Origin of the sequence: Pedobacter sp. Leaf41 (assembly GCF_001422545.1) — a bacterium.
GTDB lineage: Bacteria > Bacteroidota > Bacteroidia > Sphingobacteriales > Sphingobacteriaceae > Pedobacter.
In genome coordinates this window covers 490,761-509,659 of sequence record NZ_LMLE01000008.1, presented here as the reverse complement: position 1 = coordinate 509,659, position 18,899 = coordinate 490,761, and the positions used below count along the sequence as shown (strand labels likewise).

Sequence of the window (18,899 nt, the reverse complement as noted above, 5' to 3'; positions counted from 1 at the left end):
CGATAAAATACAAAGCTATGAAGCTTCCTCTTTTGCAGGTTAGGGCTGGGCAGGGCTATCTTTCCTTTTAAACACCGGAACAGTAGAACAAGGCTCGCCAAACATAATACTTTTTACTACAGGTGTAAGCAAGTTCGTTACTTCTACATAAGCGGAAACCGGAACATTAATATCTCCACAGCCTTTTACTACAACGCGTTCATCCGCATAATCTTGTGGATCAATTTTAGCCAGCGCTTTAGCAAACAATACTGCATCCAACGTTTCCAAACCACCAAAAACGACCTCATTGGCATAAGGCTGAAGCTTATTGGCTAAGAGCATATATGCCCAGGTAGGTACAATGGCATCTGCAGAACAGACAATTCCCACATTCTTATCTTGATACTGGGTCCAATCATGCTCTTTAATAAATGCCCTAAAATCTTTTTCCCTTAACATTAACCCGTGAAAAAGATTATCCTTGATATCATAGATTACCCTTTCTCCTTTATGATAAAAATCTTCCAGGTTTAAAGTAATCAAACCACTGCTGGCTACTTTGTTAACGATATTTTCTTGAATTTCCATGGCTGCTAAATAAAAAAACCGTCCCCACTATGAGTGGAGACGGTTGCAAATTTACGGAATTTCTAATTAATAGAATTTCACGCGATTGTCTTTTATAGTAGCCTGATCAATTAAAGCCTGGAAAGCCGCCTGACCAGAACGTTGGCCTAAGCTTAACAACATACTTTCCTTCTGTTTAAACATGTTTGCAATCGGCGCTGGGTTAGTAAATCCATCCACAACGAAAACATAAACACCACGATCGCCAGCTACAGGAGCAGAAACTTTACCTGGTTGTGCACCAAATACGCTACCCACCAATTTGTTTTCTTGCGCAACACCTGGAATAACAGGGTTTGCGAAAACAATATTTTGAACTGGATTAACCGGAGCACCCACTTTAGATGCAATTTGATCTAAACTTGCTTTACCGGCAGCGTTCAATTTATCTTTAAGCATTTTAGCTTTAACTTCATTTAATACCAACGGCTGAATTTCTTTTTTAACCGCTTCTAATGGAAGAATACCTTTAGGATTTACAGCTGTTAAACGAGCTACCACGTATTCATTGGTCATGGTGTAGATTTCAGGTAAAACATCGCCTTTATCTGCAGCGTAAGCATCTTGAATTAATTTACGTGGATTATCTAAACCTGCAGCGAAACCCTGAGTTGCACTAATTTTATCGGCAACTGCTACTTTCAAACCTTTCTCTTGTGCATATTTCGCAAAATCTTTGCCTTTAACATCGTTTAAAAAATTGCTTGCCGCTTTATAGGCTGCTTGCTGTGTTTTGCTACTTGCGCCTAAAGCTTTCTCGATATAAGCCAATTTCGCCACTTTCGAATTACCCATCTGTCTTTCGATACTCATGATATGGTAACCGAACTGTGATTTAACCACTTTCAAATCGCCAGCCTTGCCATCGAATGCTGCGTTCTCAAACTCTGGAACCATTTGCCCACGGGTAAAAGAAGGTAAAGAACCACCTTGATCTTTTGAACCATCAACGCTATAAGTTTTCGCTAATTCTGCGAAGTTACCGCCTTTGGCAATTAACCCTTTTAACGAATCGGCTAATTTAATTGCCTTATCTTCACCACCAACTTTAGCCGGATCAATAAGGATGTGTTTTACTTTAACCGAATCCGGAGAGAAACGGGTATCAATCACCTTTACCAGTTTATAAGAATTCCCAGTTAATGCCGGACCATAATAACTTCCCGCTGGCAAAGCAAAAACTGCTGAATCTAAAGCTGCATCACCTAGTTTACCTTTTGATAAGTAAGTATAAGGCACCTTAACATCAGAGTTGATTGCGGCGAAAAGAGAATCATTTTTAGAAGTTCTGAAATCAGCTGCAATTTTTTCAACCTGTGCTTTTACTGCTGCAGAATCTGCTGCAGTTGGGCGAATGCTGAAAGATACATAATCGAATGAACGAGATTCCTGTGGATTATTGAAACGAGCTTTGTTCTCATCGTAATAAGCTGAATAATCTGCATCAGTTAATTTCACCGAAGCATCGGCAACAGTACTGTAATCTAAACCCACATATTTAAAGTTAGCCAGCTTATTGCGGTTGGTATATTCATCTGTAGCTTCTAATGAAGTTACATAAACCGAATTACGGATCAAGTTTGAATATTTCGCCTGTAAAGACTGTTCTTTGATTTGCTGCTGCAACATGTTTGATTGTTGCAAAGCCTGTGCATCTTTTGATTTTAAGAAATTCATCAAAGTAGCACGATCAATCTGACCTGTTTGAGGATTTGAAAAGTATTGTTTGATGATTGGGCTTGGGTTTTGGCCTTGCAATAAGTCGAACAACTCATCTTCAGAAACCGTTAAACCTAAACGCTCATATTCTTTATTCAATAAAACGCCAGCTAGTTCAGCATTCCAGGCCTGATCAACAGCCATAGCTGTCATCTGAGGATTTAAGCTTCCGCCGAATTGTTGTTTGTATTGATTTAAACTCTGATCTACTTTTGGTTGAAAATCATCAATACTGATATCATTCCCATCAACCGTACCCACTACTTTTTGATTTGCCGACCAAAAAGGCTTACCCACGTTAATTGCATCGCCTACTAAAAATGCAACAATTGCAAAACCGATTGCGAAGACCAAGATATAGCCAGCACGGTTACGCAAAAATGTCATTAATCCCATATTGTAATTATAAATTTATTTAGTTTTTTTTAAGAGGGCGCAAGATACAAATTTGCCTTAAAAAAGGAAACACAAAATTTTATTTATCAAGTGTTTAATATTTAGGGAAATAGAACCGCCAAAATTATAGAATGAGTGATGGATTGATGAGAGAATGCACGAAAATCAGGAAATGGTAAAGCAAATTAAATCGATTCACATTCCATCATTCTTTCATTCAAAATTTAATCATTATTTATGGCGCTATGCCTTCCTTCATATTTAGATCGCCACTTCCGGTTTCCATTGAATAGGTACTGAAATCCTGCGGAGCCTCGAAGTTGATGCCATTGCCTTCGCTACCGTCGGCGCCTTTTACGTAAACACGTTGTGTAGAGTAGAAAATTTTCTTTATTTCATCCCAAATCAACTCCTGGGAAGAAAAAGTATCGCCCTTGCTATTTTTAACAACTACATTTTTTCTAAACTCCGTCTTTTTATCCTGATCCTTGCGAATGGCGTAATCACAAACGAGGTTTCCATCAATGGTTCCGTTTGGATTGAAAAAGTCGATATTTACCCCTTTGGGCATTTCCTGATAGATTGCACCCTCTGATGGGGTAACCTTGTCCATAACTGGCGCATTTCCTTTGGCTTTTACACGAGCGGAGTCGCTGTATATTACTTCTACGCCAATAGTTCTGTCTCTGGAAAAAGTAATTTTGTTAATGGCAACCGGATTTGCTTTTTTCAGGTCGTCATCTCCACAGGATGCCAAAAATAATGGCATCCCCAGCATTAAACAAAAGAAAAAAGTTTGCGGTTTCATTAATCAACTCTATATCTACGGAACCAGGTATCGTTAAGTGTAAATCCTAAATGAAAGTTAATGAATTTTTCTTTTACGAGGTTATTGCTTACCGTTCCCCGCTGACCAACTTCTGTTGTGAAGTTGATTTTGTAGAACGCCGAACCTGCGTTAGCGCTTGGCAATGGAAATCCAAATCCTAATGAAGCGCCCATTTGTTTGATATCCTGATTATTAATCTGAATGTAGGTTTTATCGTAATTTACGCCTAAACGATAATCGATACGTTTCATATAACTATTATATGAAGTTGCATCTGGTGTCCATTGCCCACCCAATGAGGCACCCCAGCTATCCTGCAAGCCAGAATTTATATTGTTGATACTCGTTGCAGCCCATTTGCTCATTCTAAAATCGGCTCCAATTAACCATTTATCACTTTGTTTTATGGAGATCCCGAAATTGTGCGTTAATGGTAAAGTCAAGTTTGATTTTCCGTTATCTACCGAATTTAAAGTATCAAGTGCAGTACTTTCATTACCAGCAGCATCTCTGGTGTATTGGGTAGCAAAAAATGTTTGGTTAGAATTTAACTTACCAGAGTTACTTCCTGAGTAGCCCAAGGTTACTGATGTTCTTTTGCCAACATTAAAATCATATTGAATACCATAGGAAACATTTAAGCCACCTACGCTATTTTTATTTTGAAGTTTTGCATTAATTGCACCTGCAAGGGCATATTCAGTTGCTCTTGTTGTTTGAAGATTACCAAAAATGTATTCTGCATTGGCACCAATTCTTAAGTGATCGCCAATTCGATAGCCATAACCGATATAGGCTTTTGACAAACCACCTTCGCCTTCATAAAGTTGATCTACGCTGGTGGTATCAATTTTCACCTTGTTTCTGTAAGAATAACCTAAATCAGAATAAGGAAGGATTCCAAAACTGAATGCCGATCTTCTACTTACCGGAATGGCAAATGCCAGGTGGCTGAAAGTAGCATTAAAACTGGTTTCGCTTAAGCTATTTCGGGTTAAACTGGTTAAGCCTGCACTCATGCCTACATCAATAGTAGTTAAAGTGATGGCTGAATACGATGCAGGATTTTGCATGTTGATATTATTAAATCCTGTAATAGAATTTACTGCAGTAGAAATACCGCCCATAGCCCTTAACTGTGGCAACAATGAACCCTTGATATTTCCAAGTCCATACCTTGAATATGGAGATGAAGTGGTAACCTGCGCTTGAGCACCTAAACCACAAACTAGAACGAGTATGGCTGCAATATAATTGATTCTTTTGTACATTTTAATCTGCAATAGCTTCATTTAATCCTTTTAATACGATATAGGGATCTTGTATAATTTGAGGCGCAAAGATGCTGTTTTGTAATTGCTTATACAAAAAATTAGCATCGCCGCCTGTTATAATCACCTTTAAAGCACTTTCTTTTATATTATTTAAGGCGATAAAGCCTTCAATTTCATTTATAATTCCTTGCAAAACACCATTTTTTATGGCCGATTGCGTATCCTTGCCTTCTGGTATGGCTTCCTTTGCACTCCAATCTATCAGAGGCAATCTCCCCGTGTACTCATGTACAGCTTTAAAACGCATGGTGATCCCGGGGCTTATACTTCCGCCAAAATATTCTTTTTTGCTGGTAAGCAGATCATAAGTGATACAGGTTCCGGCATCAACCACCAGGCAAGCATTTTTCGCGAATAAACTATTTGCGCCTAAAATTCCTGCCCATCTATCTAATCCAAGGGTTATCGGTGTTTCGTACCTATTCGTAACGCCTTTAGTTAGGGTCGCAGAAAATCGGACGTATTGAGTGTGTTTTTTTAGATATTCCTCCAGCGCTCCAATCTCTTGATTTACACTGCTGATGATTGATTTTTTGGGCGAGAACTTGTCGATCAGCTGACCAAGATCTAAAATACCCAGCTTAGCCAACCGCTGATGATGAACGATTTCTTTTCCTGCAAAAACAGCCACCTTCGCCGATGAATTACCTATATCAATGCTTAAACTATGCATTTATGTATTTTAACACGAAAATTTGTTTGATACACTACCTATCTCTATCAAGCGAATTACAATCCAAAAAGCATTAATCGCAAAATCCTGCCACAAAGCTATCAATCTTTGTTAAGTTTTGATCTAGTATTTTGTTAAAAAAGGTTAAACAAAAAGAAAGTATTGTATAGATAGGACAAATAAAACGAAGAGTGTTTCGTAAAACCAACGCTTTTTCGCATTGCTAAAATAATAAGCCAGCAATACTGATCCTGGCGGTACGCAGAGTAGAAAATGCCAGATCCGGAAGTTTGGTTTTAAATAGAAACTGGCACCTGCAACAATGAACATAAAAAAAAGCAATTGAAATCCTTTCCGTGTGCTGATAAAGCTTCTGAAAAAGTTTTCACGCAGTTGTAAAGATGCCAGAACGATAATAATAGCGACCGGAATCAGTACAAGATAATCGTTATAGTTCACCTGAAAAACAGAAGGAAACTTATTGCCCAAAGGTTTCCAGATCTGGTAAAAGGAGGATAGGTTATCACGCCAATAATAAAATACAGCAAGAAAGAAAAACACGGTGATAAATCCAACGAGGCCGGCAATCCACTCCCGCCAATTAAAAGATCTAAAAAGCAAAAGCGCTAAAAAAATCATCAGCAACATGGCCATGAAAGGGAAATAGATCAATGTTCCAATGCCAATGATCATTCCGATATCAAAAACTGTGGTAATGGAATTTGCGCTCTTGCCCAATTTTAAAAATTTATCAATCACCCAGATCAATAAGAAATTAGCGATCAACGCAGGACTTAAAATCATGAAGGGCATGAATAAGCTCATGCCGGTGATGTACATTAATGCAGGCAAAAAGCTTGGTTTAGCCAACAAATTGTGGTTATTGATAACTCTATTAAAAATTAAGGCCTGTGAAAAAACGATTACTGCCGCGAAAAAGATATTGGCTGAAGCCGAAAATGCATTATCTAAATCAATGTTGATCAACAATCGGGCAAAAGGCTCCAAAAAATCAAAATTCAGCTGACTTGGCGTTTCATAAAAAATGGCAATACGCATCAAAAATGTGTAAGCCAATAGAAACAAGAGGTTAATAGGATTTAACTGTCGAAACTGATTAATCATGCCTTTTTAAAGAGTAGGCAAAGTAAAGATAAAAAGCTGAAAGGACAAAGAGCAAGGATGAAAGAGGAAGGAGAAAGGAATAATGAGCAAGGAGCAATGAATAAGGAGTAAGGAATAATGAGCAAGGAGCAACCTTTAGCCCCAGACTAAGGACTTAACACTACGAACTCCAGACGAAAAACTACACCCTCGCATATTTTTTCACCATATCATCAATAATCTTTTCCGTTTCATCAGGGAAATTAAATTCATGTTTCTGCGGATTATTAACCCAATCTTTAACAATGGGCAACCAATTTCTTGTGCTTCCCCAGATTACCGGCAAGCCAAATTGCTTGAGCGCATAGGCATTGCATTGTTGCTCAAACTGGAAGCGCATTGGTGCTACCAGTAACTTTTTCTTTAAATACAGTGCTTCCGCTGGTCCTTCGAAACCCCCACCGGTAAATAAACCTTCGCAGGTAGCCAGGCTTTTGTTAAACTTTTCATTATTTACAGGCTGTACAGAAACATTTTCGTGCGTGTAAGCTTCTTTACTATGTTTAGAGAAAACTTCCCATTTCACTTGGGGAATTTGTGAAAATAACTGAACTAACCTCTTATCATCAACCGCTGGTAAGTAAACAGTATAGTGGCCCAGATTCTCACTTCTTATTGCCCTAATTTCAGCCCTGATTACTGGGGTATGAATAAAGGTATCGTATCGATCAAAGTGAAATCCAATGTGGTATTTGGTTGGCGCATAACGGCTCAAAATCAACTTTCCCCAATCCAAAGTTCTCGGTCGCGGTACTTTTTTCGATTTAAAGGCGGCCTGGTGACTAAGCGAAACGCAGTCAATTCCCTGCAGTTTACAAGCCCAGGCACTTACCGGCTCGAAGTCGTTCACAATCAGATCATACTCTTTCAAGGGCAATTGCTTCATGTCTTTTCTGAAACGAAAAAGATTCATGCTTAACCAGGTAGCAAAATGATCAACACCACCTTTTTTTCCAAAAATGAAGCTGAAGCCATGTAACTGATATTTCACCGGTTGGCTAAGTTTAACATCAGCCTGTGTCCCGCTCACTAAAATATCGAGTTCGCCATATTTTTGAAGCAATGGAATAATTTCCCTCGCCCTGCTAATGTGACCGTTTCCTGTTCCCTGAATTGCGTAAAGTATTTTCATTTGTGCCCGAATATCTAAAATTATTGAGCAATTTCATACTTAATATGTTGTAAAAGTATGTTTACATCGAGTTTACTTTTTAAATCTTCAGCATCTGATAAGATCCCCTCATCTAATTCATCTTTGATAAAATCTATATGATTGTATTTAAAAATGGTCCAACTTTGATCTTGATACTCTAAAGCAGTTAAGCTTTCAACCCAGTCACCACTGTTCAGATACGTTACCTGACCATCTTCAGTTGCGATATTCCTTTTTTCTGCCTGATGAATATGTCCACATACCACGTAGTTGTATCCCTTCTCGATGGCCAATTCGGCAGCGGTTTGTTCAAAGCTGTTGATAAACTTTACAGCATCTTTAAACTTCGCTTTAATTTTCTTCGAGAAACTCATTTTCTCACGACCAAAAGCGTTGAGGATCCAGTTTACGAAGCTGTTGATTAAGATCAATGTATCATAGCCAACGGCGCCCATTTTAGCTAACCATTTAGAGTGTTGCATCGTCACATCGAAAACATCTCCATGGAAGAACCAGGCTTTTTTACCGTCGAGCTCTAAAATCAATTTATTCTGGAGGTGAAAGCTGCCCATCTCCATCCCATCAAACTTCCTTAGCATTTCATCGTGATTTCCGGTTAAATAATACACCTGAACCCCTTCAGATACAAACTTCATCAGCTTGCGGATCACCTTCATGTGCGATTCGGGCCAATAGCTTTTACTAAACTGCCAGATATCGATGATGTCGCCGTTTAGGATAAGGGTTGTAGGTTTAATACTTTTCAAATACTTGAGAAGCTCTTTGGCATGACAGCCGTAGGTGCCCAAATGTACATCGGAAATTACGACTACATCAATGGTTCTTTTATCCATAACCGGGAAATTTAGGGGAGAAGAATTTATTACCGCCTGAATGAAGCAGTTTAAAAATATTGAAGATTATCCTACCACTCTTCTTCCTCATCAAGTTTAACCTCAAAAGGACTAAAGAAATAAAGTACAATAATTAACAAGCAAACGGCGAAGAATGACTCTAGCATATCATCTGATTTTACATTACAAATGTAAGACACTGTTTATCAACCAAATGTTACGAGACTGTTAAATTATTCTTCGAAATGATAAAGGATGTTAAAACCGCAGGTGAAGTTGCCTATTGTAACTGCTTTAAGGATAAAAAGGGCTGATCACCGGGGAAGATAACTTTTCAAAAACACAAAAGTCATCCAATGAACATAGCCTTGTGCTTAAATTCATCAGATGACTTTTTATTTTCTTAGCGCCTGCTTTAAACAGACTTTTAATTCGTTTAATCGAATGATAAGCTAATCCGTCAACCTTCAACTGTCTTCTTTTTCTTCTTGTTTTCTGAGTAAAACCCGAAGCCCAAACCAGCAAGCAATAAAATTGAACCTGCCAATGAGATATTTTCTCCTACATAATAAGAAGTTGGGTGAAAGATAAATTCTACTTTATGATTTCCACCTTCAAGTTGTGCAGCTCGAAGAATGTAGTCAGCCCTGAAATAAGGCTTTTCAACCTCATCGATATACATTTTCCAACCTTTGTTGTAGTAAATCTCAGAGAAAACGGCAATCACATCTTTTGCTGAAGAATATTCATAAGTTAAATGGTCTGGCGTGTATTTAGTTAGTTTAATAAACCCTTCTACACCTGTACCCAAACGTTTGGTATCGATTAATGATTTATACTGTTCATCAACAATCGCCTCTTTTTTTGCATCAAAGCTGCTGATTGCTTTCATCTCTTCATCGGCATTTTTAGCATATTGAACACTTTGTACAAACCATGCATTACCCGCAGCTGTAGCATTGCGCTGCATCTTATAAGAGCCGTTTTGCGGATCCTGGGTGATAATGTATTTGGTATTTAACATATCCAAAACATCTTGATTGATGCTTTTTGTTAACTGATGATCAACCAGCTCCTGGAAACGTTTTAACCTGGCGGAGTGGAAACCCCCAACAGTTTTATGGAAAAACGAAGTTTCAGCACTTTTGAATGGATCGCCCAGCGATAAGTCAAAAACCCTAAAGTTTGGATCCTTATCAGCAGAAATAAAGTTGTCTACATCACGTGGTTGATAATGATTTTCGAGATCTGATTTTGCAACAAAGTTTTGATTGTTTAAGTAGCGGCGATCAACCTGCCATAAATCAATTAAGATAAATACTGCCAACAAGCCAAACGCCAGTTGCATGTTCATCTTTTTGGTGATAAATGCCCAGGTTAAGCCAAAGCCGATAGCGATGAAAAGCAAAGTACGTAAAGCATCAGCACGGGCCAGGCTCACGCGGTCTTCTTTTACCGCTGCCAATATTTGAGCAGTAAGTGAAGTATTATTTTGTGTGATCTGATTTAACCAGGTTGTTAATTGTGCTTGTGTTGAACTGGTGAAGCTGAAAAATACAGTTGGGGCTATCGCAACCAAAAGTGCAAAACCACCGGTAATACCTGCAGACCAGGTAAGGCGCTGAACCAGATATTTTTGATCATACTTTCCGTCTTGTGCTTCTTTAACTGCAAGTATGGCCAGTAGCGGAACCAATAATCCCACAACAGCGAGAATAGATTCTACGGCCCTGAATTTATTATAGCCAGGCAGGTAGTCAAAGAAAAGATCGGAAATTATTGGAAGATTTTGTCCAAAAGAAAGGAACAACAACAGGATACTGGTTCCCAATATCCACCATTTCCAACGGTGTTTTACGATAAACAAGCCAAATACAAAAAGAAAACATATAATCGCTCCAAAATAATATGGCCCGGAAGTACCTGGTTTATCACCCCAGTAATTTGAACCTGCATTTTGAGCTATCGCATTTAATGCTTTCTCAGTATCCTGACCATATATTGGACCTAAAACATTTGATACTGTTCCGTCTTGCAAGATCTTAATAAATTTACCGTCAGGATTTAATTGCCCTCCACTGGCACCACCATATAAATTAGGGATTAAAAAGGTGAAACTCTCGCCCACACCCTGGCTCCATTGGTAAGCATATTCTTTGTCTAAACCGTTTGCAGGCTCCGATTTATCAGTTGTTAAATTTGATTTTCCACGAATGGTTTCTTTACCATATTCATAAGTCGTCCAAAGTGTACCTGCGTTAACCATAACTGCTAAAATAATTCCCGCAGCTGCCCAGCCAATTGATTTACCAAAAGTGGACAATTGTTTGGCTTTGTATGCATGATATAATTCAATGCAAGCTAAAAAAAACAACGCTATAAAAAGATAATAAGTCATTTGAATATGGTTGGAACGGATTTCCAAAGCCATAAACAGCGCCAATAAACTTGCTCCAACTAAATATCTTCCTCTTAAAACCAGGATGATTGAGGCTAAAATAGGTGCAAAGAAACCGATGGCCAATGCTTTATTACTGTGCCCGGCGGCAATTATGATAAAGTTATATGAAGTAAATGCGAATGCAATCGCTCCTGCGGCAGCAAGCCAAGGATTAATTTTGAGTACGCAGAAGAGTAAATAAGCGCCCAACAAATATAAAATCACTGTACCGACAGGATCAGGAAATACACCTTTAATTAAATCGATACCGTAAGTGGTAATATTTAATGGATATTGAACCCATATTTGATAAGCTGGCATGCCCCCAAACATCTGGTTAGTCCAAAGCGGACCTTTCCCAGTTGCAGCCTTTACATCCATAATCTCTTTCTGCATGGCTTTTGCCTGCAAAACATCGCCTTGTTGTGGCGCTTTTCCCTGCAAAACAGGACTGAAGTAGGCAAAGGTAATGACTACAAAAAATGCAATAATGGCGAGGTGGATGCCATTTTTATTAAACCAGTTATTCATTAAGGTTTGTTTAAGTTTAAACGAACGTCAAAAATAAAAATTTGGGCGGGATAAAAAAGGAATTAATTAAATGCGAGTGGAATAAAAATTTAGTTTTGTATTATCAATTTACATTTCAACCCTTTTATTATGAGAAAGTTTGTGATTACAGTACTGATTCTAGTGGCTTCGTTTTCAGGTTTTACACAAATTGTCAGTCTTAATCAAAAGGAGATATCGACCTTGAAATTGGAAAATTCATCAACGGAGAAGAATAAAAAGCTTTACCATAGTTTTGAAAAACTGGCTTCTTCTTTTCTTCTGGAACAACCAAATCCGATTGATACGATCAGGACTGAAGGTCTATTGAAAGGAAATCCAAAAAAGGTAAAAACTCAGCAAGCCCTGGCCGATATGAATAAAATGTATACGCTTGCGCTACAATATAGGCTTAATGGAAATAAACAATATTTAGACAAATCTTTGTCCTTCTTAATCGCATGGGCAAAAATTAACCAGCCAAATGGTAACCCAATAGACGATACCAATTTGGATAAAGCGGTTGAAGCCTATGATCTCATCAAAGATTTAATTGGTGGTAACGATAAGGCACTGATCGAAAACTGGCTAAAGGAAACTGCTTTGGCAGAGATTAACAGCAAGCGAATGCAAGCCGGAAGAGGCACTGCTATTAATAACTGGAATGCACACCGACTAAAGGTTGTAGGGGAAATTGGCTACACCCTAAACGACAAGGCATTGATCGATTGGACAATTGAAAAATTAAAGCAGCATATTAATATCAATTTGCATGCTGACGGTACCAGTTTAGATTTTAAAGAACGTGACGCTATGCACTATCATATTTATGACCTGGAACCTATGCTCGAGCTCGCCATTATGATTGATCGGGCAAAAGGCGAAAATTTTTACACCTATCAATCCGGCACCGGCTCTTCGATACAAAAAAGTGTTGATTGGTTAATTCCGTATATGAAAGGCGAAAAGCAGCATGAGGAATATGTGCGTACAACGGTTAAGTTTGATCGGGATAGAGCGAAAAACAATGAACCTGGCTTTGCCCCAGGAACTATGTTTGAGCCAAAGCTCGCCTTACCCGTTTTACGCCTATCTGTTTACTTTGACCGAGGCCAAATCGATTTGCTAAATACCTTAGAAGGGAATGCCAGTTTCCAGCAATTGATAGACCACGTTAAAAGAGATTCCAAATAACAACTTTCATAAAAAATAAACTTTCAATAATTTTTGAAACTTTAAAAATCTTGTTATATTTGTTTATGGAATTAGCAGCAGCAAAACTAAAATTCATTGAAGCATGGGGTAAGTTGGGATCGGAATGGGGCATTAACCGTACAATGGCTCAAGTGCATGCCTTATTATTAATCTCTCCAGAAGCATTAACTACCGAAGAGATTATGGAAACTTTGAGTATCTCCAGGGGAAATGCGAATATGACTTTGAGAGATTTAATTGGATGGGGATTGATTGAAAAGCAGCATAAAGCCGGCGAAAGAAAGGAATACTTTTTTGCAGATAAAGATGTTTGGAACATTGCCAGGCAAGTAGCTAAGGAGAGAAAAAAGAGAGAGTTGGAGCCAGTATTAAAAGTATTGAACGAGCTTTCTTCTGTTCAGGGCGATGATAAAGATCCAGAATACAAAACGTTTAAAAAATCGATCACCGATATTAATAAGCTTGCCGGAAATGTAGATAAAACATTGGAAACCATGCTAAAAGCTGAAGAAAGCTGGTTCTGGGGATCTGTTTTAAAGGTTTTTAAATAGCCCAAACTCCCAGCCTCCCTAAAGTTGAGGAGATTAAAGCCCAAGCGGCTTTATTTTTTAACCCAATCTTTCATTTTTTACTGAAAGTTTAAAATATAGAAACGATGAAAATGCTAACCAACCACATCATTTTATTTGACGAAGAATGCCCAATGTGCCACTTTTATATCAAGGGATTTGTTAAAGCTGGCATGTTGGATTTAAATGGAAGAGCAGCCTATCAGCATCCGCCGGCACATCTTTGTCAGCTGGTTGATCGGCAACGGGCAGCTAATGAAATCGCTTTAGTCAATACGGAAAATGGCGAAGTAACTTATGGTATAAAAAGTTTGTTTAAAATCATTGGTCATGCCATGCCGGTATTCAAGCCGCTATTTGCATTTGGGCCATTCCTTTTCATTATAGCTAAGTTTTATGCTTTCGTTTCCTACAACAGAAAAGTTATTATTCCTGCAAATACCAAAGCCGATAGCATTCAACCTACTTTTAAAATTCACTACCGTATTGCCTACCTCCTATTTACCTGGTTTGCAACGGCATACATTTTAACGGCCTACGCCCATTTATTAAGCGATTCTGTTCCACTGGGAAGTGCTTATCGGGAATATTTTATTTGTGGCGGACAAATATTTTTTCAAGGTTTAATTATTAGTTTTTACCGCAACGGGAAGCTTTGGGATTATTTAGGCAATATGATGACGATTTCCTTTGCCGGATCACTTCTTTTAACCCTAGGTTTGCTGGTTCATCAGCTTTTTTCTATCCATCCGGCACTTTATATTTTGTACTTTTTATTTGTAGCCGGCCTAATGTTTTTAGAACATATTCGAAGAAGTAACATTTTGAAACTGGGTTGGGTAATGACTATTACCTGGGCTGTTTATCGTCTAATTATTTTAGGTTTAATTTTTAACTTATAGCAGTCATGATTTACAATAAAATAGTATTAGCTGGTGGAAATGGATATTTGGGCGGCTTGTTAGCCAAGCACTTTAGCGGCTTAGCAAGCGAAGTAATCATTTTGAGTAGAAAGGAAAAAGCGCAAAATGGAAATGTAAGAACAATTTTATGGGATGGGAAAACGGAAGGTATTTGGACCGAAGCTATTGACAGTGCTGACTTATTGGTAAATCTGTGCGGCAAAAACGTCAACTGTAGGTATACCAAACAAAATCAGCAGGAAATAGTAGATTCAAGGGTTATTCCTACCCGCTTGTTAACTACTGTGATACAGACTTTGCTCAATCCGCCTAAGCTCTGGATCAATATTACTTCCGCTACTATTTATCGCCATGCGGAAGATCGACCACAAGATGAATATACTGGAGAAATTGGCTACGGCTTTTCTATTGATGTATGTAAAGCCTGGGAAAGTTGTTTTTTTGAAACAGAAACGCCTGCAACGAGAAAGATAGCGCTAAGAATGGGAATTGTGTTTGGCCGCAGCGACGGCGCATTTCCAAGATTGCTTAACCTGGTAAAATTTGGTTTAGGTGGCAAACAAGGTGATGGCAATCAATTTGTGAATTGGGTACATGAACAAGATGCGATTCACAGCATCCAATGGTTACTGGAAAACGAAGCCATTAGCGGAGTGGTGAATTGCACTTCTCCAGCTGCAGTGACCAATAACACGCTGATGAAAACCATTAGAAAAACCTACGGAATTCCTTTTGGTTTATCAACGCCGGCATGGTTACTTAGTATTGGTGCGGCAATTATTGGTACCGAAACCGAATTAATTTTAAAAAGCAGGTGGGTTAAACCAGCTGTGTTATTGGAGAATGGATTTGAATTTCAATATGCGAAAATTGAAGATGCTGTACATGATATTGTGAGTTTGCGAATTTAAATGGCTCAATGGATGATTAAGATTTAAATAGATCCAATCCAAAAAATAAAAGTGAAGGTAAAAAGAAGATGCTTACTATCATACTCAAAACCATAATAGCGGCGCCAATAGAACGATGTTTCGATTTGTCCAGAAGCATTGATTTGCATGTACACTCCATGGCCTCCTCGAAAGAAAAAGCCATTGCTGGGCGGAAATCTGGATTGATTAACTTAAACGAAACGGTTACTTGGAAAGCAAAACATTTTGGGATAAATTTCACCATGACTAGCAAAATTACGGCTATGGAAAAGCCCAATTGTTTTACAGACGAAATGATAAAGGGACCGTTCAGAAAACTTCACCACCAACATTTATTTAAATCAGTAAATTCAGGTACCGAAATGACTGATATTTTTGAGTTTGGGGTTCCATTGGGTGCACTTGGAAAACTTGCTGAAAGTATTATCCTTAAAAATTATATGAAGAATTTATTAGTCCAAAGGAATAATGTGATCAAAAAAGAGGCAGAAATTTATAAATAGTTGTTATAAAACGCACAGCTAGCATGTGATTGCAACAAAACGAAGGAGAATCGTTTCTCGACTCTGAAGGCAGTCAATGAAAGGGTAAAAACAAAAAAGTCTCGATTTTCATCGAGACTTTAATTTTTATTTAACTTCTTCGTAATCTACAAAGTCGCCGAGTTTATCCGTTTTACTTTGATCGGGTTTAGGCGGCATATAATCTATAGATATTGCGCCTTCCGGTTTCGATCTTCGTTGTTGTTGCTGCTGCCCCTGTCCGCTTGCTTGTTGTTGCATTTTGCTGGCCAGGTTATTAAACAGCATCGGCAGTATCAATCGAATCAACATTCTGATGATCCAAAGAACTAATATTGCGATGAATATAAATTTAATAAATGCCATTGTTTAATTTACTGTTGTTACAAATATAGACGTACCAAAATTTATTTTGTTACTTCTCAATTCTTTAATTGCATTCCCATTACAAAATAAAAGGCGAAAATATGGAAGAAAGTTTTATTCTTCTACAATTTCTGCCACTCTCCCAACCTGCCCATCTTCCAACCTCACTTTGATTCCACGTGAGTGAAAAGCCGCTGAGGTAAGTAGCGTTTGAACCACCCCATAAGTAATATTTCCAGAGCGCTGATCTTTTTTTAAGATGATGCCAACTTCTAAACCTGGGTAAATATCTTTTCTGTTCTGACCTTTCATTTGCTTCAAAATTCTGAATAAATTTCGATTTTAAGCAATATGGAAGTAAAAACGTTACTTAGCAAACTTTTCGTTATACATTTTTTCAAGGGCAAACATTTCATCACGCAATTTTGCAGCCTGTAAAAAGTCCATATCTTTTGCGGCTTTCTGCATGTCCTTTTTCGTATTATCTATCGCTTTTTGCAACTCAGCTTTGCCCATATATTGTACAATTGGATCGGCTGCAATGCTGATTTCGGCATTTTCTACATAAGCTCTTGCTTTATTATCACTGGCTTTTTGAGAGAAATCAAGTACTGAAGTCTGCTCTAAAATCGCTTCGCGAGATTTACCAACTGTTTTAGGGGTAATGCCATGCTCGAGATTGTAAGCAATTTGAATATCGCGACGACGATTGGTTTCAGAAATTGTTTTTTCCATGCTATCGGTAATTCCGTCTGCATACATAATTACCCTGCCCCGATCGTTACGGGCGGCACGTCCAATGGTTTGAATGAGTGATTTCTCTGACCGTAAAAAGCCTTCTTTATCTGCATCCAAAATGGCCACCAAAGTTACCTCTGGTAAATCCAGTCCTTCACGCAGCAAGTTAATACCAACTAAAACATCGAATTCCCCTAAACGTAAACCACGAAGAATTTCTACCCGTTCTAAGGTTTTGATCTCCGAGTGGATGTACCTTGTTTTAATGTTTAAACGATCCAGATATTTGGTCAATTCCTCGGCCATACGCTTGGTTAAGGTTGTCACCAAAATACGTCCGCCATCTTTTATGGTTAAGTCGATTTCATCCAGCAAATCATCTACCTGATTAATTGCAGGTCTTATTTCGATTACCGGATCAAGTAAACCCGTCGGACGAATCACTTGCTCAACCACCACACCTTCCGATTTCTCCAATTCATATTCCGCAGGCGTTGCGCTTACATATATGGTTTGCGGTGCCAAAGCCTCGAACTCGTTAAAATTTAGCGGTCTGTTATCCAGCGCAGCTGGCAAACGAAATCCATACTCTACAAGTGATAGTTTTCTTGACCTATCGCCCCCATACATGGCCCTGATCTGCGGCACCGTAACGTGGCTTTCATCAATTACCATTAGATAATCGTCTGGAAAATAATCTAACAGGCAGAAAGGGCGCATTCCAGGCTGGCGCCCATCGAAGAAACGTGAATAGTTTTCAATTCCTGAGCAATAACCCAACTCTTTCATCATTTCGATATCGAAGTTGGTGCGTTCTTCCAATCTTTTGGCTTCTAACAAATGCCTGTCGGCGATCAACTGGTTTTTGCGGATTTCCAGCTCTTCCTGGATTCCCCAGATGGATTGATTAAACCGATCTTTTGGCGTAACGAAGAGATTGGCCGGATAAATGGCCATATCTTCCAACTTTTCTAATGTTTTACCTGATACCGGATCGATGGCAGAAAGTTCCTCAATATCGTCGCCGAAAAAAGAAATGCGATAGGCATGATCTAAATATGCCGGGTAGATATCTACGGTATCACCCTTAACCCTAAAAGTTCCCCGTTTAAACTCGGTTGTGGTGCGAGAATATAAAATTTCCACTAAGCTATGTAAAAAAGCATTTCTAGAAATCCTTAAACCTACGCCAAAGCGGAAAACCATCCTCGAAAAATCTTCAGGATTTCCCATACCGTAAATGCAGGAGATGGAGGAAACCACAATAATATCTCTTCGACCGCTCATTAAAGACGATGTGGTGCGCAAACGGAGTTTTTCAATCTCTTCGTTAATGCTTAAGTCTTTTTCAATATAGGTATTGCTCGAAGCGATAAAAGCCTCTGGCTGATAGTAATCGTAATAGGAAACGAAATAATTAACTGAATTCCCAGGAAAGAAATTCTTGAACTCGCCATAGAGCTGAGCGGCCAAAGTTTTGTTATGACTTAAAATTAGCGTGGGCTTCTGGGTTTGCTCAATTACGTTGGCGATAGTAAATGTTTTTCCAGAACCTGTAACACCCAATAATGTTTGATAATGTTCGTTGGCGTTTACACCGTCAACCAATTGCTTAATCGCGTTTGGCTGATCTCCGGTAGGTTTATATTCTGAAGTAATGTTAAATTTCATTGTTAACCAAATTTAGTCAAAATTGGTGTGATAAGCAATTTTGATGATCTCTCTTCCTCGTGTAAAACCTAAAAAAAGTTAGGGGGATTAGGAATTAAAGGGTAAACAGGAAACAGGCAGAAAAGTTAGAAATAGTTGGAATAAAATGAAGAGATTCCAACCGTAGTTCAAAACGATTTAACAGCATTGATTTTTATTTCATAATTTCCTAATCCTATCTCATTGAGTTTAAATCAGCATCAAC

The 18,899-nt window shown here is 38.4% G+C and carries 17 protein-coding genes; 5 read left to right on the top strand and 12 right to left on the bottom strand.

Going from position 1 to position 18,899, the window contains the following annotated elements; translation table 11 throughout:
- Window positions 1–39: 39 nt before the first annotated feature.
- The 9 genes from ASE92_RS14620 to ASE92_RS14580 form a co-directional block, all read right to left on the bottom strand.
- Window positions 40–570, bottom strand: coding sequence for a DUF2480 family protein (locus ASE92_RS14620; RefSeq protein ID WP_056850841.1), 531 nt, complete (start codon window positions 568–570; stop codon window positions 40–42).
- A gap of 66 nt (window positions 571–636) precedes the next feature.
- Complete coding sequence (locus ASE92_RS14615; RefSeq protein ID WP_056850840.1) at window positions 637–2,724, bottom strand: SurA N-terminal domain-containing protein; 2,088 nt, start codon at window positions 2,722–2,724, stop codon at window positions 637–639.
- Window positions 2,725–2,959: 235 nt separating this feature from the next.
- Window positions 2,960–3,532, bottom strand: a complete 573-nt coding sequence (lptC, locus tag ASE92_RS14610) for an LPS export ABC transporter periplasmic protein LptC (RefSeq protein WP_056850839.1) — start codon at window positions 3,530–3,532, stop codon at window positions 2,960–2,962.
- Window positions 3,532–4,824, bottom strand: a complete 1,293-nt coding sequence (locus tag ASE92_RS14605) for a hypothetical protein (RefSeq protein ID WP_056850838.1) — start codon at window positions 4,822–4,824, stop codon at window positions 3,532–3,534. The genes lptC and ASE92_RS14605 overlap by 1 nt, the downstream gene beginning before the upstream one ends.
- A 1-nt stretch (window position 4,825) precedes the next feature.
- Window positions 4,826–5,560 (bottom strand): type III pantothenate kinase, encoded by a 735-nt coding sequence (locus tag ASE92_RS14600; RefSeq protein ID WP_056850837.1) that lies wholly within the window; start codon window positions 5,558–5,560, stop codon window positions 4,826–4,828.
- Window positions 5,561–5,704: 144 nt separating this feature from the next.
- Entirely contained in the window at window positions 5,705–6,685 is a 981-nt protein-coding gene (locus tag ASE92_RS14595) for a DUF6427 family protein (protein ID WP_056850836.1), read from the bottom strand.
- Between the two features lie 181 nt (window positions 6,686–6,866).
- Window positions 6,867–7,856 carry a glycosyltransferase family protein gene (locus tag ASE92_RS14590; RefSeq protein ID WP_056850835.1) on the bottom strand — a complete coding sequence of 330 codons (990 nt, stop codon included), beginning with the start codon at window positions 7,854–7,856 and terminating at the stop codon, window positions 6,867–6,869.
- A 20-nt stretch (window positions 7,857–7,876) separates the two neighbouring features.
- Window positions 7,877–8,731, bottom strand: coding sequence for a UDP-2,3-diacylglucosamine diphosphatase (locus ASE92_RS14585; protein WP_056850834.1), 855 nt, complete (start codon window positions 8,729–8,731; stop codon window positions 7,877–7,879).
- 460 nt (window positions 8,732–9,191) lie between these two features.
- Window positions 9,192–11,702 carry a YfhO family protein gene (locus ASE92_RS14580; protein ID WP_056850833.1) on the bottom strand — a complete coding sequence of 837 codons (2,511 nt, stop codon included), beginning with the start codon at window positions 11,700–11,702 and terminating at the stop codon, window positions 9,192–9,194.
- Between the two features lie 129 nt (window positions 11,703–11,831).
- On the opposite strand from ASE92_RS14580, the gene ASE92_RS14575 reads away from it, so the two are divergent.
- The 5 genes from ASE92_RS14575 to ASE92_RS14555 all read left to right on the top strand — a co-directional run bounded on the left by ASE92_RS14575 (window position 11,832) and on the right by ASE92_RS14555 (window position 15,862).
- Window positions 11,832–12,914: an alginate lyase family protein gene (locus tag ASE92_RS14575; protein ID WP_056850832.1), complete on the top strand. Its 1,083-nt coding sequence runs from the start codon at window positions 11,832–11,834 to the stop codon at window positions 12,912–12,914.
- 65 nt (window positions 12,915–12,979) lie between these two features.
- Window positions 12,980–13,486, top strand: a complete 507-nt coding sequence (locus ASE92_RS14570; protein ID WP_056850831.1) for a GbsR/MarR family transcriptional regulator — start codon at window positions 12,980–12,982, stop codon at window positions 13,484–13,486.
- A 104-nt stretch (window positions 13,487–13,590) separates the two neighbouring features.
- Window positions 13,591–14,406, top strand: a complete 816-nt coding sequence (locus tag ASE92_RS14565; protein ID WP_056850830.1) for a hypothetical protein — start codon at window positions 13,591–13,593, stop codon at window positions 14,404–14,406.
- 5 nt (window positions 14,407–14,411) lie between these two features.
- On the top strand, window positions 14,412–15,338 hold the full coding sequence (locus tag ASE92_RS14560) for a TIGR01777 family oxidoreductase (protein WP_056850829.1): 927 nt from the start codon (window positions 14,412–14,414) through the stop codon (window positions 15,336–15,338).
- A gap of 68 nt (window positions 15,339–15,406) precedes the next feature.
- Window positions 15,407–15,862: an SRPBCC family protein gene (locus ASE92_RS14555; RefSeq protein WP_056850828.1), complete on the top strand. Its 456-nt coding sequence runs from the start codon at window positions 15,407–15,409 to the stop codon at window positions 15,860–15,862.
- Window positions 15,863–15,988: 126 nt separating this feature from the next.
- Here ASE92_RS14555 and ASE92_RS14550 read toward each other — a convergent pair whose 3' ends face one another.
- From ASE92_RS14550 to uvrB, 3 genes are all read right to left on the bottom strand, one after another.
- A complete protein-coding gene (locus ASE92_RS14550; RefSeq protein WP_056850827.1) occupies window positions 15,989–16,246 on the bottom strand; it encodes a DUF4834 family protein in 258 nt (85 codons plus the stop codon).
- A gap of 114 nt (window positions 16,247–16,360) precedes the next feature.
- The gene (locus ASE92_RS14545; protein WP_056850826.1) at window positions 16,361–16,558 is read right to left on the bottom strand and encodes a YwbE family protein; all 198 of its coding nucleotides are present in this window, start codon (window positions 16,556–16,558) and stop codon (window positions 16,361–16,363) included.
- Between the two features lie 54 nt (window positions 16,559–16,612).
- A complete protein-coding gene (gene uvrB, locus ASE92_RS14540; protein ID WP_056850825.1) occupies window positions 16,613–18,655 on the bottom strand; it encodes an excinuclease ABC subunit UvrB in 2,043 nt (680 codons plus the stop codon).
- Window positions 18,656–18,899 lie beyond the last annotated feature (244 nt).